At 73.5% G+C, this 23,291-nt stretch carries 15 protein-coding genes; 9 read left to right on the top strand and 6 right to left on the bottom strand.

Annotated elements, in window-relative coordinates; all coding sequences use genetic code 11:
* The first annotated feature begins 26 nt into the window (after positions 1-26).
* The 3 genes from ACFVH0_RS30625 (at position 27) to ACFVH0_RS30615 (ending at position 4,314) form a co-directional block, all read left to right on the top strand.
* Positions 27-1,001 carry an aromatase/cyclase gene (locus ACFVH0_RS30625; RefSeq protein WP_385825466.1) on the top strand — a complete coding sequence of 325 codons (975 nt, stop codon included), beginning with the start codon at positions 27-29 and terminating at the stop codon, positions 999-1,001.
* Positions 1,002-1,046: 45 nt separating this feature from the next.
* The gene (locus tag ACFVH0_RS30620; RefSeq protein ID WP_385825464.1) at positions 1,047-2,003 is read left to right on the top strand and encodes an SRPBCC family protein; all 957 of its coding nucleotides are present in this window, start codon (positions 1,047-1,049) and stop codon (positions 2,001-2,003) included.
* A 229-nt stretch (positions 2,004-2,232) separates the two neighbouring features.
* Positions 2,233-4,314 (top strand): condensation domain-containing protein, encoded by a 2,082-nt coding sequence (locus ACFVH0_RS30615; RefSeq protein WP_385825463.1) that lies wholly within the window; start codon positions 2,233-2,235, stop codon positions 4,312-4,314.
* Between the two features lie 16 nt (positions 4,315-4,330).
* Here ACFVH0_RS30615 and ACFVH0_RS30610 read toward each other — a convergent pair whose 3' ends face one another.
* Entirely contained in the window at positions 4,331-6,967 is a 2,637-nt protein-coding gene (locus ACFVH0_RS30610; protein WP_385825461.1) for an AAA family ATPase, read from the bottom strand.
* A 100-nt stretch (positions 6,968-7,067) separates the two neighbouring features.
* Positions 7,068-7,352 carry a PqqD family peptide modification chaperone gene (locus tag ACFVH0_RS30605; protein WP_385825459.1) on the bottom strand — a complete coding sequence of 95 codons (285 nt, stop codon included), beginning with the start codon at positions 7,350-7,352 and terminating at the stop codon, positions 7,068-7,070.
* A gap of 713 nt (positions 7,353-8,065) precedes the next feature.
* On the opposite strand from ACFVH0_RS30605, the gene ACFVH0_RS30600 reads away from it, so the two are divergent.
* The 6 genes from ACFVH0_RS30600 to ACFVH0_RS30575 all read left to right on the top strand — a co-directional run bounded on the left by ACFVH0_RS30600 (position 8,066) and on the right by ACFVH0_RS30575 (position 14,189).
* Positions 8,066-8,362 carry an antibiotic biosynthesis monooxygenase family protein gene (locus ACFVH0_RS30600; RefSeq protein ID WP_385825457.1) on the top strand — a complete coding sequence of 99 codons (297 nt, stop codon included), beginning with the start codon at positions 8,066-8,068 and terminating at the stop codon, positions 8,360-8,362.
* Positions 8,352-9,146: an acyltransferase domain-containing protein gene (locus ACFVH0_RS30595; RefSeq protein WP_385825455.1), complete on the top strand. Its 795-nt coding sequence runs from the start codon at positions 8,352-8,354 to the stop codon at positions 9,144-9,146. The genes ACFVH0_RS30600 and ACFVH0_RS30595 overlap by 11 nt, the downstream gene beginning before the upstream one ends.
* Before the next feature lie 333 nt (positions 9,147-9,479).
* A complete protein-coding gene (locus tag ACFVH0_RS30590; RefSeq protein ID WP_385825453.1) occupies positions 9,480-11,258 on the top strand; it encodes an acyl-CoA dehydrogenase family protein in 1,779 nt (592 codons plus the stop codon).
* A 20-nt stretch (positions 11,259-11,278) separates the two neighbouring features.
* Entirely contained in the window at positions 11,279-12,169 is an 891-nt protein-coding gene (locus ACFVH0_RS30585) for a 4'-phosphopantetheinyl transferase family protein (RefSeq protein ID WP_385825451.1), read from the top strand.
* Between the two features lie 158 nt (positions 12,170-12,327).
* On the top strand, positions 12,328-13,917 hold the full coding sequence (locus ACFVH0_RS30580) for an acyl-CoA carboxylase subunit beta (RefSeq protein ID WP_385825530.1): 1,590 nt from the start codon (positions 12,328-12,330) through the stop codon (positions 13,915-13,917).
* The gene (locus ACFVH0_RS30575; RefSeq protein ID WP_385825449.1) at positions 13,914-14,189 is read left to right on the top strand and encodes an acyl-CoA carboxylase epsilon subunit; all 276 of its coding nucleotides are present in this window, start codon (positions 13,914-13,916) and stop codon (positions 14,187-14,189) included. The genes ACFVH0_RS30580 and ACFVH0_RS30575 overlap by 4 nt, the downstream gene beginning before the upstream one ends.
* Here the strand turns inward: ACFVH0_RS30575 and ACFVH0_RS30570 are convergent.
* The 4 genes from ACFVH0_RS30570 to ACFVH0_RS30555 all read right to left on the bottom strand — a co-directional run.
* Positions 14,161-15,270, bottom strand: coding sequence for a BTAD domain-containing putative transcriptional regulator (locus ACFVH0_RS30570; RefSeq protein WP_385825447.1), 1,110 nt, complete (start codon positions 15,268-15,270; stop codon positions 14,161-14,163). The genes ACFVH0_RS30575 and ACFVH0_RS30570 overlap by 29 nt on opposite strands.
* Entirely contained in the window at positions 15,267-16,013 is a 747-nt protein-coding gene (locus tag ACFVH0_RS30565) for a thioesterase II family protein (RefSeq protein ID WP_385825445.1), read from the bottom strand. Before ACFVH0_RS30565 ends, ACFVH0_RS30570 begins: the two co-directional genes overlap by 4 nt.
* Before the next feature lie 189 nt (positions 16,014-16,202).
* Positions 16,203-19,172, bottom strand: a complete 2,970-nt coding sequence (locus ACFVH0_RS30560) for a LuxR C-terminal-related transcriptional regulator (protein ID WP_385825443.1) — start codon at positions 19,170-19,172, stop codon at positions 16,203-16,205.
* Between the two features lie 360 nt (positions 19,173-19,532).
* Positions 19,533-23,291: acyltransferase domain-containing protein (locus ACFVH0_RS30555; RefSeq protein ID WP_385825441.1), on the bottom strand; the 3,759-nt coding region annotated here is incomplete at its 5' end.

Below are 23,291 nucleotides of genomic sequence, written 5' to 3'. Positions count from 1 at the left end.
CGATGATGACGACCGGGAGGCCGGCGATGGCGGACGGACGGACCACGCACGGCGGGCGGACCCACCGCACGGTCCACGAGACCGAGGTGGCGGCACCCGCGGGGGTGGTCTACGGGCTGATCGCGGACGCGTCCCAGTGGCCGCTGTACTTCCCGCCGAACGTGCACGTGGACCGGCTGGAGTTCGACGGCACCAACGAGCGGCTGCGCATGTGGGCGACGGCGAACGGCCGGGTGAAGTCCTGGACCTCCCGCCGGGTGCTGGACGCGGTGGCCCGGCGGATCGAGTTCCGCCAGGAGATCCCGGCGGCCCCGCTGTCGGCGATGACCGGCACCTGGATCGTCGAGCCGCTCGGGACCGAGACCTCACGGCTGACCCTGCTCCACGACTTCTCGGTGGCCGGTGACCGTCCCGAGGACGTCGCCTGGGTCGAGCGGGCCACCGACACCAACAGCCGGGCCGAACTCGCCGGGATCGCGGCCCTCGCCCGGCAGTGGGCGCGGCTTGACTCGCTGGTGCTGTCCTTCGAGGACTCGGTGACGGTCGACGCCCCGCCGGAGGCCGTGTACGCGTTCCTGGAGCAGGCCGGGCGGTGGCCCGACCGGCTGCCGCACGTCTCGCGCCTCGACCTCACCGAGGAGCCGGCCGGAGTCCAGGTCATGTCGATGGAGACGCTCACCGCCGACGGTGCCGCCCACACCACCGAGTCGGTGCGGGTCTGCTTCCCCGACGCCGCCCGCATCGTCTACAAGCAGACCGTCACCCCCGCCCTCATGTCGGCCCACACCGGAGCCTGGACGGTGGCCCCCGGCCCCGCCGGGACCACCGTCGCCACCTCCAGGCACAGCGTCGTCCTCCGGGAGGAGGCCGTGGAGCGCGTGCTGGGCGCGGGCGCGGACCTCGCGCGGGCGCGGCGGTACGTACGCGAGGCGCTCGGCCGCAACAGTACGGCGACCCTGACCCACGCCAAGCGGTACGCGGAGTCTCCAGTGGCCCTCTAGCAACTGCGGACAGCATCTGTACAGGACCTAGAGAGGGAATGGACGATGGCCGTCGAGCGAGTGCACCGCGCGCAGTACGCGGTCGATGTGACAGCGCCTGCCGGTGTTGTCTACGGGCTGATCGCGGACACGACGCAGTGGCCGTTGTTCGTCCCGGCAAGCATCCATGTGGAACGCCTGGACTTCGACGGCTCCCAGGACCGCTTCCACATGTGGGTGCTCGCCAATGGCTCGGTACGGTCCTGGCTCTCGCACCGCACCCTGGACGCGACCCGGCGCCGCATCGAGTTCCGGCAGGAGACGCCCGCGGAGCCGGTCAGCTCGATGGGCGGCTGCTGGACCGTCGAACCGCTCGGCCCCGGCCGCTGCCGGCTGCGCCTGGAGCACGACTTCACCGTCGCCGGGAACCGTCCCGAGGACGTCGCCTGGGTCCGGCGGGCCACCGACACCAACAGCCGTGCCGAACTGGAGCGGCTGCGGGAGACCGCGGAGCGCTGGAACCGCCTGGACGACCTCCTGCTGACCTTCGAGGACTCCGTACGCATCAACGGCCCGGCCGAGCTGGTCTACGACTTCCTCTACCGGATCGCCGACTGGCCGCACCTCATGCCGCACGTGGCCCGGGCCGACGTGGCCGAGCCGCAGCCCGGCGTCCAGCTCACCGGCGTGGACATCCTCGCCGCCGACGGGGCGACCCACACCATGGAGGCGGTGCGGGTCTGCTTCCCGCACTCGGGCCGGATCCTGTGGAAGCACACGATTCCCTCCCCGCTCGCGGACGCCCACACCGGCGAGTGGTCGGTGATACCCGACGAGCGGGGCGTCCAGGTGATCGCCCGGCACAGTGTGCTGCTGCGCGAGGAGGGCATCGAGGACGTCCTCGGGGCAGGCGCGGACCTTGAGCGGGCGCGGGCCCATGTCCGTGAGGCGGCGCGCCGGTTCAGCCTCGCCACCCTGGAATTCGCCGGGCAGCACGCCGAGACGGCCGTCCGGACCCTCTGAGCACCGCGCCGGGCCCGAGCACTGCGCCGGCCCGAGCACCCCCGGCCCGAGCACCCCCCGGGCCCGAGCACTGCGCCGGCCCGAGCACTGCGTCGGCCAGAGCACCGCGTCAGCGCCGTGTCAGCGATACGTGGCCGGTGGGTGCAGACTCGGGGCCGTCCCTTCGTGTCCTGTGGAGCCGGGTCCGACGCGCCGGGGCGCGGGCACCGTCGGAGACAGGGGGGACCGGATGACCGGCAGCATGACCGTCGTCATCTCCTCCGGCATGCCTCCCGCGCTCGAACTGCGCGGCCCGCTCGACCCGGCGGCACTGGCGCGAGCGCTCGCCGCGCTGCCCGGGTGCACCCCCACCCTGCGCCGGCACACCGCGACCCACCACACCCTGTATCTCTCCCCGCGCCACCTGCCCGCAGGCGCTCTCGGCGACCTGCTCACCGCGTTCACCGGCCCGGTCGCGCTCACCGGCCCGCTCGCGGTCGCCGCCGACGGGACGCCCGCGACCGCGCCCGCCCTCGCGCCACTGCCGGAGCGGGAGGCGATCCCGATGCCGTGGCAGTCCGGCCGACCCGTCGCCCTCTTCCCGGCGTCACCCCGGCAGCGGGAGATCCTGCTCGACCTGATGACCGCCGCCCCCGGCACCGCCCCGCACATCGAGCAGCAGCACTGGCGCTGGTACGGCCCGCTCGATACCCGGCGCTACCGGGCCGCCTGGGCGTCGGTCGCCGACCGCGAGGCGGTGCTGCGCGCGTCCTTCGCACAGGCGGACGCACCCGGCGGCCCCAGGGTCGCGGTGCACCCGAGCGCCGCCCCGCAGGTGGTCCGGCACCGCCACGGCTCCGCCGACCGGCACGCGCTGCTCGGCAGTGAGCGGCTGACCGCCTTCGACCCGCTCCGGCCCGGACCGCTCCGGGTCCTGCTCGTCGACGAACAGCCGGGCACGATGGGACCGATACGGGTCGTCGTCACGTACCACCACGCCTTCCTCGACGGGCCCAGCGTGCGCATGCTGCTGCGCGCCGTGCACCGCGCCTACCTCGCCGACGGCCCGCCCGCCGGTGGGCAGCGCCGCCCCGATCTGCGCGACCACCTCGACTGGATGGGCTGTCAGGACACCGCCCCGGCCCGCGAGTTCTGGTCCCGGGCCGCCCCGCCTGCCGACGCCGCCACCCTGCCCGCCCGGCCGTCCGGCACCCCGTCCCGGCCGGGCCACGGACGTACCGGTCAGCGGCTGACACCCCACGAGGCGGTCCGGCTGCGCGACTGGGCCGGTCACAGCGGCGTCACCGAGTGCACCGCGCTGCACGCGGCCTGGGCGCTGCTGCTGCACCGCGCGTCCGGCCACACCGGCCCCGCCCCCGTCGCCTTCGGCATGACCGTCTCCGGCCGGGGCATCCCGCTCGACGGCGCCGCCATGCTGCCCGGACCGCTGCGCAACCCATTGCCCCTGAGCACCGAGGTGGACCCGGCCGCGCCGCTGGCACGGCTGCTGGCCGAACTCGGCGACCGGGCCATGGACATGGCCGCGTACGAGTGGGTCTCCGAGGGGCAGGTACACGCCTGGAGCGGCCGTCCCGCCGAGGACCGGCTCACCGGGACGGTGATCGCCTTCGAGCCGCCCGCCGCCACCGGGTCACCGGCCACCGCGGACCAGCTGCGCAACGAGTTCGACGCCCAGGACATCCGGCTGACGCCGCCCGAGACGGTGGCGGCGGACACCGGGGTGCCGCTCTCCCTGACCGCCCACCACGACGCCGACGGCGGCCTGGTGCTGACGGCGGTCAACGACCGCACCCGGATCGCCGACACCGACGCGGCCACCGCCCTCGCCCGAACCGCCCTGCTGCTACGGGAGTTCCCCCGGTTCACCGCGGACGGCACACCGGCCGCCGAGGCCCTGACCCTGCTCGGCCCCGCCGCACCGGCCCCGACGCACCGCCCCGAACCGGCGCCCGCCGTGCTGCGGTCGGCCACCCGGCCCGGCGCGGGCACCGTGCTGCTCGTACCGCCGCCGCACGCCCCGGCGGGCTGCTACGACGAGCTGGCCCGGATCTACCCCGGTCCGCAGACCCTGCTCACCGTGGACGGGGCGGCGGACGCGGCGGACTGCCTGGCCGCGCTGCGCCCGGCCCTCGTGGCGGCCGAACCCGTGACGTTCGGCTGCTACTCGGGCGGCGGCGCCCTCGCCTACGAGGTCGCCCAGCGGATCGCCGGGCACGGCTGGCTGCCGCCGCCGGTCGCCATCGCGGGCACCCCCGAAGCCGGCGCGGCCGCCCTCTCCCGGACCCTCGCCGCGGTGGCCGGCCCCCGCTGAGCGGCGGACCCGGCCCTCAGGCGCGGACCGGGGCGCCCTCGGCGAGCTCCAGATCGAGCGGGAGGTCGCCCCGGGAGGTGATCCTGAGCTTGCGGTAGACCCGCGTCAGGTGCTGCTCGACCGTGCTCACCGTCAGGAAGAGCCGGGCCGAGATCTCCCGGTTGGTCAGGCCCTGCGCGGCCAGGGTGGCCACCCGCTGCTCGGAACCGCTCAGCTTGGCCGCCGAGGTGTCGGGCCTGTCCTTGTCCGCCTTGCCGGCCCGGCCCGCACGGGTCTCCGCCCTGGCCCGGGTGGTGCCCGGCGCCGTCACCAGCGGCGCGTCGGGAAGGATCTCCTGGCACAGCGGCGCCGCTCCGGTGTCCTTCGCGAGCTGCCACGCGGAACGGAGCATCACCCCGCCCTTCGACGAGGAGCCGTCATTCTGGAGCACCCGGCCCAGATCCGCCATCGCGCGGGCCGTCTCCACCCGGTCGCCGGAGCGGTGCAGCTCGTCGATCGCCTGGGCGAGAACGGCGGGCCGCCGCTGGGCATCCCCGGCCAGCGCCCGCATGCGCAGCGCGAGACCGCGTACGTGGGGGCGCCGCGCGTCGGGCATCGCGAGCTGACGCAGCGCGAACTGCTCCGCCCGGTGGTCCTCCCCGAGGTGGAGCAGCGCCCGCGCCGCATCCGTACGCCAGGGCAGGAACGCCGGCCGGTCCACCCCCCAGCTCTCCATCAGCCGGCCGACCTCCAGGAAGTCGGCCAGTGCCGCGTGCGGCTGATGGAGAGCCAGGTGATGCAGTCCACGGGCACGCAGATACGCCAGTCCGTGCAGGCTCATCAGCTGTCGTCGGGGCAGCTGCCGACCGGTCAGGCGGGATGCCTCGGTGTACTGGCCCATCGCGGTGCACGCGCGTACGACCACGGCCGTCGGTGCGCAGGCGAAGGTTCCGTGACCCTGCGCGGGGAGCGCCGCGAGGGCCGCCGTCGCACGGGTGTGGGCGCCGCGCAGGTCGCCGAGGCGCAGCAGGGCCTCGGCGTGCAGCGTCCCGAACACGGCGCTCCAGCCCGGGGCCCGGCAGCGGTCCGCCTCGTCGAGCAGGCTGCGGCTCCACCGCACCGCCAGGTCCGGCTGTTCGGAGCAGAGCAGCGACGTCACGGCCTGGGCGAGCGGTGCGAGGGTGGCGTCCGTCAGCCGGGCCGACCGCAGCAGCCGCTCGGCGGCGCCGGGGGCGGTGTCGACCATCGCGTCCAGGGGCGAGGCCCCGGCCTTCTCGGTACCGGTGCCGAGGATCAGCTCCGACGCGTCGAAGACCCGCCCCTGGGCCAGCAGCAGTCCGGCCAGCGGCTGTTCGTGCTCGGCGGCCGGGCAGCCGGAGCGCGCCGTCTCCAGCAGGGCGTCCACGCGACGTTCGGCCGCGGCCGGGTCGAAGCGGGCCGTGATCTGGGCCAGCCGGATGCGCAGCGCGGCCCGCAGCTGGTCGTCGGCGCCGGATTCGAGGGCGAGTTCGAGCAGTCGCACCGCCGCACGGGCCTCGCCCCGCGCGAGGGATTCCTCCGCCGCCTCGCGCAGCACATCGACGTCCCACGGTCCGCCCGCCGTCCCCGCGCCGTCGGAGGCCGCGGTGAGCAGCAGCTCCGCGACCGCCGGGGCCGGGACACCGTCTTCGTGCAGCACCTGGGCGGCCCGCCGGAGCAGCCTGCCCCGGGTGGCCGGACCGGCGTCCTCCAGCACCGCGTCCCGCACGGCCGGGTGCCGGAACCGTACGCCGTCGAGGAGGCCGGCCGCCCGCAGCGCGGCAAGGCCCCGGTTCGCGGCGGCGCCGGTCAGCTCCGCGGCCCCGGCGGCGCGGGCGGGGGAGGCGTGGTCGCCGAGCAGCGCGACGGTACGGGCCACGGCGGTGGCGGTCGGCCCGGCCCGGTGCACGCAGGCGACGACCGCCTGCGCGAACGGGCCGCCGGGGGCCGGGAGCGCCGCCCCGTCGTGCATGTCCTCACCGTGCGGGTTCCCGGCCGGGTCCGCGTGCTCGGCGGTCAGGGCGCGCAGCAGCAGGGGGTTGCCACCGCTGACGTGGTGCGCCTCGTCCGGGGTGAGGCCCTCGCACCCGTCCAGTTCCAGGAAGCGGGCCGTCTCCGCCGGGGACAGTGGACCGAGCCGGACCCGACGGAAGTGGGGCTGGCGCATCAACTCGGTGGTGAACAAGGGGTCCTGCGACGGCAGGTGCGGCGAACCGGTGAGCACGACGAGGACCCGCGATCCGCGGGCGTGACGTACGAGGTACTGGAGGTGGCGCAGCGATTCGGCGTCCGTGTGCTGCACATCGTCGACGCAGAGCAGCACCGGCCGGTCGAGGCTCAGTTCGCACACCCGGTCGCAGAACTCTCTCAGGTCCTCGACGCGCGAGGGCACCCCGCCGGGCAGCCGGAACCCCGGTGCCCGGTGCACGAGTTGCCGCAGAACGCCCTGCGGGAGCTGCCGCTCGGCCGCCGTGGCGACGGCGGACAGGACCAGGGCGCCGGCCGCGGCCGCCCGCTCGGCGACGGCGTCGGCCAGGGCGCTCCGGCCGCAACCGGCGGCGCCTTCGATCAGGACGGCGTGGGAGCCCCCCGCCGTGCAGTCCGCGAGCGCCTCGTCCAAGGCGTCGATCACCGATGTCCTGCCGACCAACCGCATACTCGCCCCTGTTGATGAAGGTCTACCCCTAACCGGGACAGGTTGAAGTCTGCGCCTACAAGGGTGGTCGAGCCACCGCTGAGGGCGGGTAGGGGTCGGGTCAGGGGCGGGGCTCGGCGCACATGAGACCCGCGTCGCGCATTTCCTCGACCCATATGTCGAGATCGGCACGTGCATTCTCGGGAGCGGTATTCCACAATTCGGCGAGCAGACGTGCGGCGGCGCCCGCATCGCCCTCGTGCTGGCGGAGCGCGATCCACATCGCGGTGCCCACCGGGCCGCACCGGTAGCGCATTGTTCCCACCGCTGATTCCGCCAGGAGTTCCAGGCGACCGTCGGCGTCGACCGAGGCGACACTCACCCCGGGCATCGGTCGAACAAGCACGGACACCTCCAGTGCCGGGGTCACCCGGAGACACTTTCCTGAGCGTCGGTTCCCTGCAACCGATCGAGGAAGCCTCAAGTTATTTCGGAATGCCCGTCAGATCCATGACGACGGCCGCACTCTGGGGTTCGCGGTACCCGCACCCCCTATGCCGACGTGCACCGGTGTGCTCGGGATAGGGGGGCGTGGGGGCGTGTCCGGCGCTCGTACCGCAGCGCATCCGGCGTACGTGACACGCCCCGGACCCGCCCGTCGAGGGCGGTCGCCGGCCCGAGGCGCGAATTCCCGCCGGGATGGCGGCCGGATTTGTCCATCCGTACGGAATGGGTGGTACGGAAATCCGGCTCATTTAACCGGACCGAATACCTCCGGTGCCATGGGTCCGGGAAAACCAGGAGCCCTGCCGGTTTTCCGTCCGGCCGGATTCCCGGGGTGCCCGGCGGCGTAATACGAGGGCGCCGGTCCCCGCCCCGGAACACCCGGAGGAACCGCCACGACCTGCCCCGGAACCCCGCCGGAGGCTGCCTCCGCCCTCCGCCGGATCACCGCGCCTCCTCAAGCGGAAGTCGAGTGCTCTTCCGGGGGTCCTTGAGCCGCCTCGCCGAGCGTGGCACCCGTACCCCCCGAGCCGCGACCCGCACGGCACCGCGGCCCCTGTCCCGTCCCGTACCCGTAAACGGCACCGCTGCCGTGGCCGACCCGAGGAGCCTCACATGGTGACCTTCGTCAACAAGCTGACCGTCCACGGCGACATCGACGAGTTCCTGGCCGTCAAGGAACGGCTGACCGCCTACATGAGCAGCCAGCCCGGCTACCTCGGCCACGAGGGCCTGCGCAGCCTCGGCGACGATCGGGTCTTCCTCGAACTCGCCGTCTGGGAGAACCCCGCCGCCCACCAGCGGGCCGTGCGCAGCGAGGAGTTCCAGGCCCTGGTCAAGGACCTCGGCCCGCTGGCCACCCCCGAGCCCGGCCTGTACGAGACGGTGGAGGCGGCGCCCCGTGACCGATGACACCCCGGCGCTGGTCGCCCGCCGGTGCCGGCCGGCGACCGGCCCCGAGGCGACCGTGCTCTTCACCGGTGGCACCGGAATCCGGCCCGGCCTCGGCCGCGAGCTGTACGGCGCCTTCCCCGTCTTCCGCGCCGCGTACGACACCGTGCGCGGCGCCCTCGACCACTGGCTGCGACTGCCCCTGGCCGCCGTGGTGTTCGCCCCCGAGGGCGGAGTCGACGCTGCCCTGATCCGCCGGTCCGAATTCGGGCAGCCGGCCCTGTTCGCGTACCACGTGGCGGTCTTCCGGCTCTGGCAGTCCTGGGGGCTCCGGGCCGGTGCGGTGTCCGGCCACGGTGCCGGGGAGATCGCCGCGGCCCATGTGGCGGACGCGCTGAGCCTGACCGACGCGGCCCGACTCGTGGCCGCGCGCGGCAGACTCGCCCCCGTGCACCCGGCCGTGCTCGCCGGGGACTTCGCCGCCACGCTCGACTCCGAGGCGGCCTTCGCACGGGCCGCCGCCGACAGCGCCGTCGCACCGCCCAGGATCCCCCTGGTGTGCGCCACGACCGGCCGGAGCATGGGGCCCGGACCGGGCCGGCAGCCGCTGTCGCCCGGGTATCTCCTGCGTGAGGCCCGCCGGATCTCCCACACCGCCGACGCGGTACGGACCCTGGTACGGGCGGGATTCCCCGGCCCGTACCCTTGCGGACCCGACCCCGCCGACACCCGTCCGGGCAGCGAACTGCGCGCCGCGCTCGGCGTCGCCGGCCGGATCCACGCACTCGGCCGGGAGCCGGGCTGACCGGAAGCCATACCTCCGGCCAGCTCTCCGACCAGCGGTTCCCGCCCCGTCACCGGCCCTGCTGTACGGGGCCTCAAGCGGATGTCGAGCGCCTCTGGCGACCCTGATACTCCCCGCGCAACCTCCGCGCACCCCCGCGCAACCTCCGCACCCCCCGCGCAACCCCCATGCACTCCCGCACGCAACTCCCATGCCAAGGAGCGGACCGGCCCCGCGGCCACCCGGTGTGCCGGTGAAGTGCCGCCCGGCCGCTTCGCCCACCGCCTCCGAAAGGTGCCGGAGAACCCGGCCGGGCCCGCCAGGAAGTTCAGCCCCTCCTCGGCCGAAAGTCCAGTGACGAAGGAGCTGATCCACGCCACCATGGCCACCACCCGGATCCACGCGGAACGGATCGCCGGGCGTGCCGCCGAGGAGACCGACGCCCTGCGCCGGGCCGCCCGGCTCGAAGCTCTCCTCGGCGACCCCTACGACCCCGCCAACCCCCACGGCCTCGGCGCACTCTTCGCCGCCGACGAGCGCCACGAACCGCCCGCCGCCACCGAACGGCTCCTCGTCGAGGCCGGGTTGGGCGCCGAGTTCGTACCCGCCGAGTTCGGCGGCCGGCTCACCCGCGCCGATCTGCTCGTCAAGGTGCTGCGCCCGGTCTTCCGCCGCGACCTCGCGCTCGGCTTCGGAGCCGGCATCACCTCGCTGTTCGCCACCTCCGCGGTGTGGGCGGCCGGCACCCCCGACCAGCGGCGCGCGACGGCCGGCCTGCTGCTCGCGGGCGGTCGCGCCTCGATCGTCCACCACGAGCTGGCCCACTCCAACGCGATCCTGCGCGACGAGTTCACCGCCCGGCCGCGCCCCGGCGGCGGCTTCACACTGGCCGGCCGCAAGGACGTCATCATCAACGCGGCCGTCTCCGGGGCCTACGTCGTCTACGCCCGGACCGACCCGGCCCGCACCCCCCTCAGCCACTCCGTGCTGCTCCTGGACCCCGACCGGATCGGCGCCGGGATCAGCGCACTGCCCCGGGTCCGCACGTCCGGCATGCGCGGAAACCTGTTCTCCGGGCTGTCGTTCACCGACTGCGACATCCCCGCCGACGCCCTCGTCGGCCGGCCGGGCGAAGGCGTGGCCCTGGCGCTGCGCACCTACCAGGTCAACCGCTGCGTCATCGCCGGAACGGCCGTCGCCGCCGCCGGTACCGTCCTGCACTCCGCCGTCCGCGCCGCCACCGCCGGCCGCAGCCGCCCCATCGCCCGCCGCAGGCACAAACCCCTCGCCGGGGTCTTCGCCGACCTGCTCGCCTGCGACAGCATGGCCACCGTCGCGCTGCGCGCCCTGAGTCTGCTGCCCGACCGCACCCACATCCTCGCCGCGGCCGTCAAATACGTCGTGCCCGATTTGCTGCGGGAGAGCCTGGAGGAGCTGGCGAGCGTCCTCGGCTCCCACGGCTACGAACACGGCACCCCCGAGTACGGCGCGCTCGACAAGCTCTCCCGCGACCTGCCCGTGGCCGGACTCGGCCACGCCGGAACCGCCGCCTGCCAGGCAGTGATCGTGCCCCAGCTGCGCAACCTCGCCGAACACGCCTGGTTCCGTGACGAGGAACCACCGTCCGAGCTGTACCGCTCCGGCACCGCGCTGCCCCTGCTCGACTACCGGCTCCTCGGCATCGCCGGGGGCGGCGACTTCCTCGCCGCCTCCCTCGTCGGCGCCGCCGCCCGCCTGGCCGACGTAAGGAGCGTCGGCGGCCAGCTCGCCGTACTCGCCGATCTCGCCGAGGCGTTCACCGACGAACTGCGCTCCCTTCGCGAGCGGTGCCGGGCCATCCCGCCGGGCGCCGCCGCCCTCGCCGACCCCACCTGGTGCGTGCTCAGCGACCGGTACTCCCTCGTCCTCGCGGCCGCCGCGATCCTGGCGATCTGGGAGGGCCAGGACGGCAGCCGGCCCTTTCTGGCCGCACCGGCCTGGGCGGTGCTCGCCCTCACCCGGATCGGCGGGCGCCTCGGCATCCCGATGCCGGAGCTGCCCGACGACTGCCGCACCCAGGTCCTCGACGAACTCGTACGCCGCTACCGCACGGGCCTCAGCTACGACCTCGACTCCACCGAACTGGCCCTGTGACCGGCCCGAGGAGGCCGCCGATGGACACGGAAGCCGCACGACGCATCACCGCACCCGTGCACGCCACCGGCCCCGCGGGGCCCTGGCACGAGGTACGGGAGGGACTGGCCCGGCGCGGCAACGCGTCCGTGTTCACCACCTGGGGCGAATGGCTGCCCGCCGCCCTCGCCGACCCGGTGCTCCGCCCGCTGCTGGGTCGGGACTGGCTGCGCTACCGGCAGACCGCCGACCCTGTGCTGCGGTACCGTTTCGTGGCGTCCCGGCTGGCCGTCAAGTACACGGCCGCCGCCGCGCTCGGCACCTCGCCCGCCCAGCTCGACCTGGCGTACAAGGTCGGCGGCCGGCCCTACCTGCGGGGCTTCGACCAGATCGACCTGAGCCTCACCCACACCGACGACCTCATCGCCGTGGGCATCAGCCGCACCGGGCGCATCGGGATCGACACCGAACCCGTGGACCGCAGGCTGTCGTTCGAACTGCTCCGGGACCAGGTCTGCACCCCGGCGGAACGGGACACGCTCGCCGCGCTCCCGGAGGCGGAACAGACCGCGGGGATGCTGCGGCTCTGGACCCTGAAGGAGGCCTATACCAAGGCCCTGGGCCAGGGCCTGCGGCTCGACTTCTCCTCGTTCGGCTTCGCCACCGGATCCTCGGGCGACACCGGACTCCTCGCCCCCGACGGCACCCCCGCCGCCCACGGCGAGTGGGAGTTCGGCACCTACCCGGTGCTCGGCCGCTACCTGGTCAGCATCGCCTGCCACGACACCGGCCTGGACACCTCCCGGGACACCGCCGCCGCCACCATGCTCGACGAGGGGTTCATGGCGATGGTCTCCGGACTGATCGACCCGGGAAACCCGGGGGGATCGGAGAACCCGGAGAACCCGGACAGTCCTGTACCGGAGCCGTAGGCGTTCCCGTGCGGAATTCGAGTCCGGCTGTAGCGCCTGCGCCGATGCTGGACGACGCGACACCGGCCGGAATCCGGTGCCTCTGTGTCGAAAGGGCCTCTATGAGCATCGTCGAGGAAAAACCGCTGAAGACCGCGCCGGCCCCGGAACCCGGGAGCATGCGCCCGGCCGCCGCGGGCCGCGACGACCACCGTGTCGTGACCATGCGCGAGCGGACGGCCGAACTGCACGCCATACAGGCGCTGGCCGAATCCGGACCCGGAGAGCGGGCCACCGCGGCACAGCACGCCAAGGGCAAACTGACCGCCCGGGAACGCATCGCCCTGTTCTTCGACGAGGGCACGTTCAACGAGGTCGAAGGCTTGCGCAGACACCGCGCCACCGGCTTCGGCCTGGAGGACAAGAAACCCCACACCGACGGCGTCGTCATCGGCTGGGGCAAGGTCCACGGCCGCACCGTCTTCACCTACGCCCACGACTTCCGCATCTTCGGCGGGGCGCTGGGCGAGGCCCACGCCGAGAAGATCCACAAACTGATGGACCTGGCCGAGGCCGCGGGCGCCCCCGTCGTCGGACTCTGCGACGGCGCGGGCGCCCGCATCCAGGAGGGCGTGACCGCGCTCGCCGGATACGGCGGCATCTTCCAGCGCAACGTACGCAACTCCGGTGTCATCCCGCAGATCTCCGTCATCCTCGGCCCCTGCGCCGGCGGCGCCGCGTACTCCCCGGCGCTCACGGACTTCGTCTTCATGGTGCGCGGCACCTCGCAGATGTTCATCACCGGCCCCGACGTCGTCCAGGCCGTCACCGGCGAGGCCGTCAGCATGGAACACCTCGGCGGCGCCGACAGCCACGCCGCGTCCTCGGGCGTCGCGGCCTTCGCCTACGACGACGAGGAGAGCTGCCTGGAGGATGTACGGCACCTGCTGTCCCTCCTGCCGTCGAACAACCGCGAACTCGCCCCGGCCGGTGACCTCGACGACCCCGTCGACCGCCGCAACGAGAGCCTGCTGGACCTGGTGCCGGCCCAGCCGAACCGCTCGTACGACATGCGCGACCTGATCGAGGAGATCGCCGACCACGGTGACTACTTCGAGGTGCACAGCCAGTGGGCGCAGAACATCGTGTGCGCCCTGGCCCGGCTCGGCGGTCAGGTGGTGGGCATCGTCGCCAACCAGCCGGCCTGCCTCGCGGGCGTCCTGGACATCCATGCCTCCGAGAAGGCCGCGCGATTCGTCCAGTTCTGCGACTCGTTCAGCATTCCGCTGGTCACCCTGATCGACGTCCCCGGCTTCCTGCCCGGTGTCGACCAGGAACACAACGGCATCATCCGGCACGGCGCCAAACTCCTGTACGCGTACTGCAACGCGACGGTGCCGCGCATCTCGCTGGTGGTGCGCAAGGCCTACGGCGGCGCGTACATCGTCATGGACTCCCGTTCCATCGGCGCCGACATCGCCCTGGCCTGGCCCTCGAACGAGATCGCCGTCATGGGGGCCGAAGGCGCCGCGAACGTCATCTTCCGCCGGGAGATCAACGCCTCCGAAGACCCGGAGGAGACCCGCCGACAGAAGATCAAGGAGTACCAGACCGAGCTGATGCACCCGTACTACGCGGCCGAGCGCGGCCTCGTCGACGACGTCATCGACCCGGCCGACACCCGCGCCCGGCTGATCTCCACCCTGGACATGCTCCGTACGAAGTACGCCGAGCAGCCCAGCCGCAAGCACGGAAACCTGCCGCTGTGAACGCCGCCGGGAACGCGACGCCGGCCGTCACCGACGACGGAACGCCGGACGCCGCACTCGCCTCCGCGTCGGTCCGGGTCTCCAGGGGAAACCCGACGGCCGAGGAGGTCGCCGCCCTCGCCGTGCTGCTCACGGCCAGGATCCGGCTGGCGAGCGAGGCGCGGGAGAACGAGACACGGGAGCAGGGCCGGGGCTCCGCCGTCGTACCGGTCCGGGCGCTCCGCCATCGCGGGCCCGCCCCGTTCACGCCGCCGGGGGCATGGGCCTCGTGATCACGGGCCCGGACTCCTGCCCGGCGGGGGAGTTCCGGGCCGCCCGCGTTCGTCGGGCGGCTCCGCCGTACTCCCGGCTCTGCGCGCCGCCGCCACCGGCGGCAGCCGCGAGCTCGTCGATCCGGCGCAGCAGGGTGCCCTGCTCCCGGGACAGCTCGTCTACGCGCTCCCGCAGCCGGGCGACCGTACCGCCGAGATCGAGCAGGGCCGCCACGTCCGAAATGCCGCCGGGAATGGTGCCGGAAATGGTGCCGGAAATGCCGCCGGGAATGCCGTGCGTGGTGGCGTGTGCCGCGCCGTGCGGCGGCATCGTGCCGAGGTCCGTGAACGGCGAGTGCCGGATCGTCGCCTCCATCCGGGCACGCAGCGCCGGGCCCGGCTCCACACCGAGCGTGTGGACCAGGACCTTGCGCGCCCGCTCGTACACACCCAGCGCCTCGGCGGTCCGGCCCGCCAGAGACAGCGCGACCATCGACAGGTCATAGAGGCGCTCCCGCAGCGGATGCTCGTACGTCAGCCGCTCCAGCTCGCCCGTCACGTCATCGAGTTCGGCCGGTGCCGAGCGCAGCCGGGTCTCGTACAGCTTCTCCAGGGCCGCCAGCCGGTGCTCCTCCAGCCGCTCGGCCTCCGCCGCGCACAGCGGCCCGCTCAGACAGTCCTGCAGCGCCGGTCCGCGCCACACCGCGAGCGCGCGCCCCAGTAGTTCGGTGGCGTGCGCCGGGTCCGCGGCGGCCACGGCCCGGCCCTCGGCGGAGAGCCGCTGGAAGCGCTGGGCGTCCGTGGTGGCGCTGCCCAGCCGCAGCAGATAGCCCATGGGCTCGGTGCTGATCCAGTCCCCGTCGCCGGAGTCGCTCAGCATCCGGCGCAGCCGGGCCACATGGGCCTGCACCGCGTTGGCCGCCCGCTGCGGCGGCTCGTCGCCCCACAGCTCGTCGGCCAGCCGGTCGACCGTCAGCGTCCGTCCCGCCCCGACGACGAGCGCGGCGAGCAGCGTGCGCTGCTTGGTGCCGTGCGGGACGACCCGTCGCCCCGTCCGGCCGTCGTGGACCTCGACCGGTCCCAGGATGCGGAACTCGGTCACGGGGTGCCTGCCAGGGCCTCCAGTCCGGCCCGCACATCGGCGGTGACCGCGTCGGCCAGTGCCGCCGGATCGTCCTGGAAGTAGAAGTGTCCGCCCTCGAAGCGCCGGACGCCGAGGAAGTGATCGGTGGACTCCGCCCACTGCTCCAGCGGTCCCGCGGGCGCGGTGGTGTCCTGCTCGCCGTGGAACACGGTGAGCGGCACGGGCAGCGGCGTCACGTCCTGCGGCGGACGCCAGTTCTGTACGAGGGAGATGTCCGCGCGGATGACGGGGGCGAAGACGCTCCACAGCTCCGGGTTGTCCAGGATGCGCGGCGGGGTGCCGCCCAGCCGGATCAGCTTGCGGCGCAGCTCCGCGTCGGTCAGCTCGCCGGGCTCCTCGGCCGGCCGGCCCGGCCGCGGCGCCCCGCACCCGGACAGCCCCAGCCACACCGGCGGCCGGCGGCCCTCTTCGACCAGCCGACGGGTCAGCTCGAACGCGATCAGAGAGCCCATGCTGTGCCCGAAGCAGGCGAACGGCACGTCCGCGTCGTCGAGTTCCTCGGACAGCCGGTCCAGGAACCAGTCCACGAGTGTGTCCGCGTCACCGATCGGCGGCTCGCCCGCCAACAGACCGTGGCCCGGATAGTCCTGCGGCAGCAGCCGCCAGCCCGCCGGGAAGAGCCGGGCCCACTCGTTGAACATCAGCTGGGAGCCGCCCGCGTGCGGGAACACGAACAGCCGCAGGGTGCCGCCGAACCGCATCGTGATCTCCGTTCCACGGGCGAGGATCCTGTCATGGTGACGCTAGCCCGTCGGCCGCTCCTCGGGCGCGATGCCCGATCGGTGTTCGAGCGGGCATGAAAGCGTTCTTGAGGGTGATGTCGATACTCCTCGGGGGCCGTTCCCCAAGAGAACTCTCAGAGCCACGAGAACTCACAGAGCCACGAGAACTCACAGAGTCTGCAGGGGAGGTGCCAGCAGACGGGTGGGCAGGGCCCGGCGGCTGCTGACCCCCAGCTTCCGGTAGACCCGCGTCAGGTGCTGTTCGACCGTGCTCACGGTGATGAACAGCTGCTGGCTGATGTCCCGGTTGCTGAAGCCGCGGGCGGCCAGCAGGGCCACCCGGTTCTCCGCATCGCTGAGCAGCGACGCCTCCGAATCACCGGCATCGCCGATGCCTCTGGCATCACCGACACCGTCGACACCTCCGACCCCACCGGCACCTCTGATACCTCCGACCCCACGGATACCTTCGGCGCCCGCGGTCTGTTCGCCCCGCTCGGTGGCATGGACCGCGGCCCCGTACCCGGGGTGTGGCGTACGTGGCGCACGCGGCGCATGCGTCACCGGATCGGCCACCGCCGCTGCCCTGAACCCGGACTGGCAGATCTTCGCCTCCTGGGCCGCGCGCCAGGAGGCCGCACGGGCCTCGTCCAACTCGCCGACACTGCGGCAGGCCACGGAGAGGTCAGCCAGCGAACGTGCCAGCTCCATCCGGTCGCCCGCCGCCTGAAGCACCTCCACGGACTTGCGCAGCAGGGCCGGACGCTGCATCAGCTCGCCGCACGCCGCGAGCAGCCGCAGAGAGACCCCCCGGGTGCGCGGGCCGATCGCCTGCGCCCGGCCCAACTGCTGCTTGACCAGGTCCCGGGCGACGACCGTACGACCGAGCCGCAGATGCGCCTCCGCCAGGCCGATGCGCCAGGGCACGAACGGCAGGTCCAGATGGGCTTCCTGGGCCAGCCGGCCACAGGTCTGGAAGTCCCGGACGGCTGCGAGCAGCCGGTCGGTCGCCAGGTGGTGGTGACCGCGGGCGCTCAGGAAACGCAGGCCCCACACCGTGGTAGGCATGGCCTCCGGAGCCATCTGGCGGATCGATTCCTCGGCCTCGGTGTGCCGGCCCATCGCCGTCTGCGCGGAGACCAGCACGCTCAGCGGGTACCCGCGCAGCACGCCCCATCCCTGGGGCGACAGCACGTCGAGCGCGGCCCGCGCCCGGACGGCCGCCGCCGCCGGCTCACCCCTGCCCAGCGCGATCTCGGCCCGTACGGTGCCGAGGGCGGCCTGCCAGGTGAGCACACCGCGCCGCCGCGCCTCCGCGTACAGCCGCTCCGTCTGCTCCCCGGCCTGCTGGAGCTGGTTGCCGCCGATCAGCGTGAACAGCGCGGCCAGCACGACCTCCAGCAGGGATTCGCCCGGCCGGCAGCTCTCCAGAATGTGTTCCGCGCTGGGCAACGCACCCCTCGCGTTCGCCCCCTCTGCACCCTCCGCGACGGCGTGCACCGCCCGGATCCACGGATCCTCCCGGTGCGGGTCGCCGACGGTGCCTGTGCCTGTGCCGGTGGCCGTGCTCCGGCCCGTGATCGTGCTTGTTCCCGAGTCGGTGCCGGGGCCGTAGAACCAGCGGTACGCGAGGTGGAGTTCCGCTTCCGCGTACCGGTCGCCGTCCCGGCCGGCACCGTGCTGCTCGTACGCCTCACGGGCCGCGCGTGCTGTACCGGTGTCGCCCTTCCACAGGGCCTGTTTCAGCAGCGGCAGCGCATCCCGCCCGGCGAGGGCACCCTGCGCGAGCGCGCTGCGCGGTGCGGCCTGCCAGCGGTCGGACGCCGCCGGATCGACCTGCCACACCGCCCGGGACAGCCCGCGCCGCAGCACTTCCTGCTCGGCCGGGTCCGCGGTCGCGTCCAGCGCCAGTTCCAGACAGCGGGTCACCAGCTCGACATCGTCGCCCGTGGCTGCCTCGGCCGCCGCGCGGCGCAGCACATCGGCCGCCCACGCGGGCCAGTGCGCAGCCGCATCCGTAGTCGCGTCCGCGGCCGGAGTCGGCCCTGAGCCGGACGCGGAACCGGACGCGGAGGCGATCAGCTGCTCGGCCACCGTCACCGGATCCGCGCCCCGGAGTTGCAGCAGTTCGGCGGCGGTGGCGTGCAGCCGTGCCCGCTCCCCGGGTGCGAGCGTGCCCAGTACGGCCTGCGCGGCCACGGAATGGAACCGGACACCGTCCAGCACCCCCGCGGCGGACAGGACGCTCAGCACCCGCTCGACCACGTCCACCGGCAGCGCGACCAACTGCGCGACCAGCGGGGCCGAGGCCCGCTCCGAGCCCAGGACGGCCAGCCCCTGTGCCACGGTCAGCAGACTCGCGTCCCAGCGGTAGAGGCAGTTCAGCACTCCCTGCGCGTACGCCGAACCGACCACCGGGTGCTCGGCCGTCGCGCCGGGATGCGCCAGTTGCCAAGTGCGGTGGTCCTCGATCAGCGCCCCTGCCAGCAGCGGATTGCCGCCCGTCAATCGCAGCAGCGACGACGCGTCGTACTCGGGCGCGGACTGCGCTGCGACGGGGTCGGTGGCCTGTTCCGCGATCAGTCGCCGCAGGGCCGGTTCGTCCATCGGCGCCAGCCGCAGCCGCAGATGCGGATGCTGCGTGATCTCGGCGTGGAAACGCGTCATCGCCGGGTGGGCCCAGCTCCACTCGGTCAGCACGATCATGACCCGCGCCGAGGCGATCCGCTGTCGCAGATGCCGGACCAGCCGCAGGGTGAATTCGTCGGCGAACTGGATGTCGTCGATGCCGACGACCAACGGGCGGTGTCTGGCCAGTTCCAGCAGCCGTACGGTGAGTTCATGGACGGCGAGGGCCGCCCCGGTGGCCCCGGAAGCGTCCGGCAGCAGCCGGGCGGCGCACTCGGCGGCCTCGGCCGGGATCTCCGGGTTGCGGAACAGCTGATCCACGCCCCCTACCGGGAAATCGTCCTCCGCCCGCGATCCGGTGGCCGTCAGATACAGCGCCCCCGACTCCTTCGCGTACCGCGAGAACTCGTGGAGCAGCCGGGTCTTCCCGCCGGCCAGGCCCCCCGAGATCAGCGCGAGCTGACCGGCGCCGTCGGCGCACTCGCCGAGTTGCCGTGCAAGACCGTCCAACGCTTCACGGCAGTCCCGCTCCACTGCGCCCCCCTGAGCATCTAGCCGACGCGTAACCCCTAGGCCAGGACCTAGGCCCTAAAGGGTGCTGCCGACGGCTACAGGGCGGGTCGAGCCGGGGCTGAACACCCGGGCCGAGCCGAGGCGGAACACCGTACGGAAATCCGGTTCGGAACGGGCGGAGCGGGGGGGGGCGCCGGGGGGGGGGGGGGGCACCGGGGGGCGCCCCCCCCCCCCCCCCCCCCCGCGGGGCCCGCGCGGGGGGGGGGGGGGCCCCCCCCCCCCCCCCCCGCCCCCCCCCCCCCCCCCCCCCCCCGCCCCGGACGCACTACCTGGTCGGGCGACCCGGTGGGTCGGGGACTACCGCCCCATCTCCCGGTTGATGAAGTTGAGCAGCTCGTCGTCCGAAGCGGACTCCAACTGCCCCAGCACGCCGCCCTCCGCCGCCGAAGACTCCGTCTCTTCGCCCTGCCACTTCGCGAGGAACGCCTGCAGTCGCACCGCCACCCGTGTACGAGTGAGGGCATCGGGCTCCGAGGTGACCAGCGAGGCCTCCAGCTTGTCCAACTCGGTGAGCAGGGAGTCCCCGCTCGCCGCGCCGTCCCGGAAGATGTCCTGGCGCAGCAGTCGGGCGGCCGCGATGGCGTTCGGGTAGTCGAACACGAAGCCCGCCGGCAGACGCAGCCCCGTGGCCCGGGTGAGTCGATTGCGCAGCTCGACGGCCATCAGCGAGTCGAAGCCCATTTCGCGGAAGGCCCGGCCCGCCTCGATGTCGCCCACCGAGGCGTACCCGAGCACCGAGGCCGCCTGACGGCGGATGAGCTCGACCAGCTCGGCCTCCTGCTCCGGCTCCGGCAGGACGGCGAGGCGTTGCCGCAGCTCGTCGGAGACATCGGTGTTCTCCGCCTCGCTCGCGGCCGCGTCCGCCGCGATCCGGGCGACGTCCGGCAGGTCCGCCAGCAGCGGGCTCGGGCGCAGCGCGGTGAACGCGCGGGCGAAGGAACCCCAGTCCATGTCGGCGACGGTCAGGACCGGCGACTCCTCTGCCACCGCCCGCGCCAGCGCGGAGAGCGCCTGCGCCGGCTCCAGGGCGAGCAGCCCGCGCCGCCTCATCTGTTCCTCACCGTTCCCGTCAGCGGGGTCGGCCGAGCCGGTGGAGCCGCTGGAGTCGCCGGGTGCGTCGGACGGTACGGCTGTGTCGCCGCCGGCCCACGGGCCCCATGCCACGGACGTCGCAGCCAGGCCCCGGGCCCGCCGGAGCTGGGCCAGCCCGTCCAGGTAGGCGGTACCCGCCGCATAGGCCCCCTGCCCGCCACCGCCCCAGACACCGGCGATGGAGGAGAAGAGGACGAAGGCATCGAGCTCGGTCTCCGCGAACACGGCGTCCAGAGCGGCCGCTCCCGCGGCGCGGGCCCGCAGGGCCTCGGTCAGCTGCGCCGGGTCGGTGTCGGTGACCGGTGCGAAGTGGCTCGTACCCGAGGTGTGGACCACGGCCCGGACCGGAGCGCCATCGGCCGCCAACTCGGAGGCCAGGGAGGTCAGTTGCTCACGGTCGGTCACATCGACGTTCCGTACCACGGCCCGCTCGCCCAGCTCGGCGAGAACGTCCGGGTCTGGCGCGGAACCGGCCGGGGCCAGCAGGACGACCCGCTCCACCGCCGTGCCGGCCAGCCAGCCCGCGAGGTGCCCCGCGAGCGGCGTGGTGCCGTCGCCGATCAGTACCGTGCCGCGTGGCGCCCACTCGCGGTCGCCGGGCGGCACCGCGGCCGCCAGCAGTCGGCTCACGAGGACGCCGGAGGAGCGGAGCGCCACCTGATCCTCGCCCGACGTACCCGAGAGCACCGCTACGGCCTGCTCCCAGGTCCGGGCGTCGAAGCTCTCGGGCAGGTCGATCAGACCACCCCAGCGCTTCGGGTGCTCCAGCGCCACGACCCGGCCCAGGCCCCAGACCTGCGTCTGGGCGGCGTTGCGCAGCGGGTCGGACGTCCCGGTGGAGACGGCACCCTGCGTCAGGCACCACAGCGGGGCCTCCACCCCGGCCCCGCCCAACTTCCGGACGAGTTCGAGCGTGGCTGCCAGGCCGGGCGCGACCCCCTCGTCGAGGGTCTCGTCCGCAGCCAGGCCCAGCAGGGACAGCACCCCGGCCGCGTCGGCGTATTCGGACAGATCGGTGGCGCCGGTGACGCGTACGACCTCGGCGCCCGCCGCCTTCAGCCCGTGCTCGCACCACTCGACGACGGCGGTGCCGGACAGCGCCTCCGGCAGGGCCAGCAGCCAGCGGCCGGACAGCACGCCGCCCGACGGCTGGACGGGCTTCCAGGTGACGCGATAACGCCACCCGTCGGCCACCGAACGCTGCTGCTGCCGGCTGTGCCAGGACGACAGCACCGGAAGCACCTCGCTGAGCGGACTGTCGGCCGTCAGCTCCCGGCCGCCCACCAGCGCCGAAAGGTCCTCGCGCGCCACGGCCTCCCAGAACGCCGAGTCCGCGACCGGAGCCTCACCGGCAGCACCGGGGTGCCCACCCGCCACCGGAGCCTTGGGCCAGAAGCGCTGGTGCTGGAAGGCGTAGGTGGGGAGGTCGACTCGTTGGGCGCCGGTGTTGGCGTAGTACGCGGCCCAGTCGATGCGGGTGCCTCGGACGTGGAGTTCGGCGAGGGCGGTGGTGAGGGCTTCGGGTTCGGTGCGGTTCTTGCGCAGGGCGGGTACGAAGGTGGCGTCTTCGTTGCTGATGCAGTCCTGGCCCATGGCGGAGAGGACTCCGCCGGGGCCGAGTTCGAGGTAGGTGGTGACGCCCTGGGTTTCGAGGTGGCGTACTCCGTCGAGGAAGCGGACCGCCTGGCGGACGTGGTCCACCCAGTAGTCGGCCGTCAGCAGTTCCTCACCGGCAATTTCACCGGTCAGGTTGGAGACGATCGGGAGTTTCGGTGCGTGGAAGGTCAGGTTTTCCGCGACCGTCTTGAACTCGGTCAGCATGGGTTCCATGCGCGGTGAGTGGAAGGCGTGGCTGACGCGGAGCTGCTTCGTCTTCCCGAAGCCGGATGCGATGGCGAGTACGGCTTCTTCGTCGCCGGAGATGACCACGGAGTCCGGGCCGTTCAGGGCTGCGATGGAGACGCTGTCGGTGAGCAGCGGCAGGACTTCTGTCTCGGTGGCCTGGATGGCGATCATGGCTCCGCCGGTGGGCAGGGCCTGCATCAGACGGCCCCGGGCGGCGACGAGCGCGGCAGCGTCTTCCAGGGACCAGACGCCCGCGACGTGCGCGGCGGCCAGTTCGCCGATGGAGTGGCCGAGGAGGTAGTCGGGGGTGACGCCCCAGTGCTCCAGCAGCCTGAACAGGGCGACTTCGATGGCGAACAGCCCGGCCTGGGTGTAGACGGTCTGGTCGATCAGCTCCGACCCGCCGAACACCACACCCTTGACCGGCTGGTCGAGGTGCCGGTCGAGTTCGGCGCAGACCGCGTCGAAGGCGTCCGCGAACACGGGGTAGGTGTCGTACAGCTCGCGGCCCATCCCGGCCCGCTGCGAACCCTGCCCCGAGAACAGGAAGCCGACCTGGCTGCCGGGGTGTGCCCGGCCGCCGATGGCATCCGCCTCCATGCCCTGCTCCGCCAGCGCCTTGACGCCTTCCAGCAGTTCGGCCCGGTCGCTGCCGACGACGGCGGTCCGGTACTCCAGGGCGCTGCGGCTCGTGGCCAGCGAGTAGGCCACGTCCTGCGTGTTCAGGTCCGGTCGGCTCAGCAGCCTCGCGTACAACTCCCGTGCCTGAGTGGCCATTGCCGATCGCGTTTTCGCGGACAGCACCCAAGGAACCACGGGCGCCGACGTGTCCGTACGGACGACTGCCGGTATCGGGTTCTCCGCCAGTACCTCTTCGATGATGACGTGGGCGTTGGTGCCGCTGATGCCGAAGGAGGAGACGGCGGCGCGGCGGGGGTGTCGGTGTTGGTCCCAGGTGCGGGGTTCGGTGAGGAGTTCGACGGCTCCGGTGGTCCAGTCGACGTGGGTGGAGGGCTGGTCGATGTGGAGGGTGCGGGGCATGACGCCGTGCCGCATCGACATGATCATCTTGATGATGCCGGCGACGCCGGCGGCGGCCTGGGTGTGGCCGATGTTCGA

The sequence above is a fragment of the Streptomyces sp. NPDC127117 genome, from assembly GCF_042677325.1.
Classification (GTDB): domain Bacteria; phylum Actinomycetota; class Actinomycetes; order Streptomycetales; family Streptomycetaceae; genus Streptomyces.
This window is presented reverse-complemented; position numbering and strand designations above follow the sequence as displayed.

Coding starts and splice junctions, on each gene's coding strand:
- ACFVH0_RS30565 (WP_385825445.1), bottom strand. CDS start 16,013: ATGCGGTTCGGCGGCACCCTGCGGCTGTTCGTGTTCCCGCACGCGGGC.
- ACFVH0_RS30580 (WP_385825530.1), top strand. CDS start 12,328: ATGCGCCCGGCCGCCGCGGGCCGCGACGACCACCGTGTCGTGACCATG.
- ACFVH0_RS30585 (WP_385825451.1), top strand. CDS start 11,279: ATGGACACGGAAGCCGCACGACGCATCACCGCACCCGTGCACGCCACC.
- ACFVH0_RS30615 (WP_385825463.1), top strand. CDS start 2,233: ATGACCGGCAGCATGACCGTCGTCATCTCCTCCGGCATGCCTCCCGCG.
- ACFVH0_RS30620 (WP_385825464.1), top strand. CDS start 1,047: ATGGCCGTCGAGCGAGTGCACCGCGCGCAGTACGCGGTCGATGTGACA.
- ACFVH0_RS30625 (WP_385825466.1), top strand. CDS start 27: ATGGCGGACGGACGGACCACGCACGGCGGGCGGACCCACCGCACGGTC.
- ACFVH0_RS30610 (WP_385825461.1), bottom strand. CDS start 6,967: ATGCGGTTGGTCGGCAGGACATCGGTGATCGACGCCTTGGACGAGGCG.
- ACFVH0_RS30600 (WP_385825457.1), top strand. CDS start 8,066: ATGGTGACCTTCGTCAACAAGCTGACCGTCCACGGCGACATCGACGAG.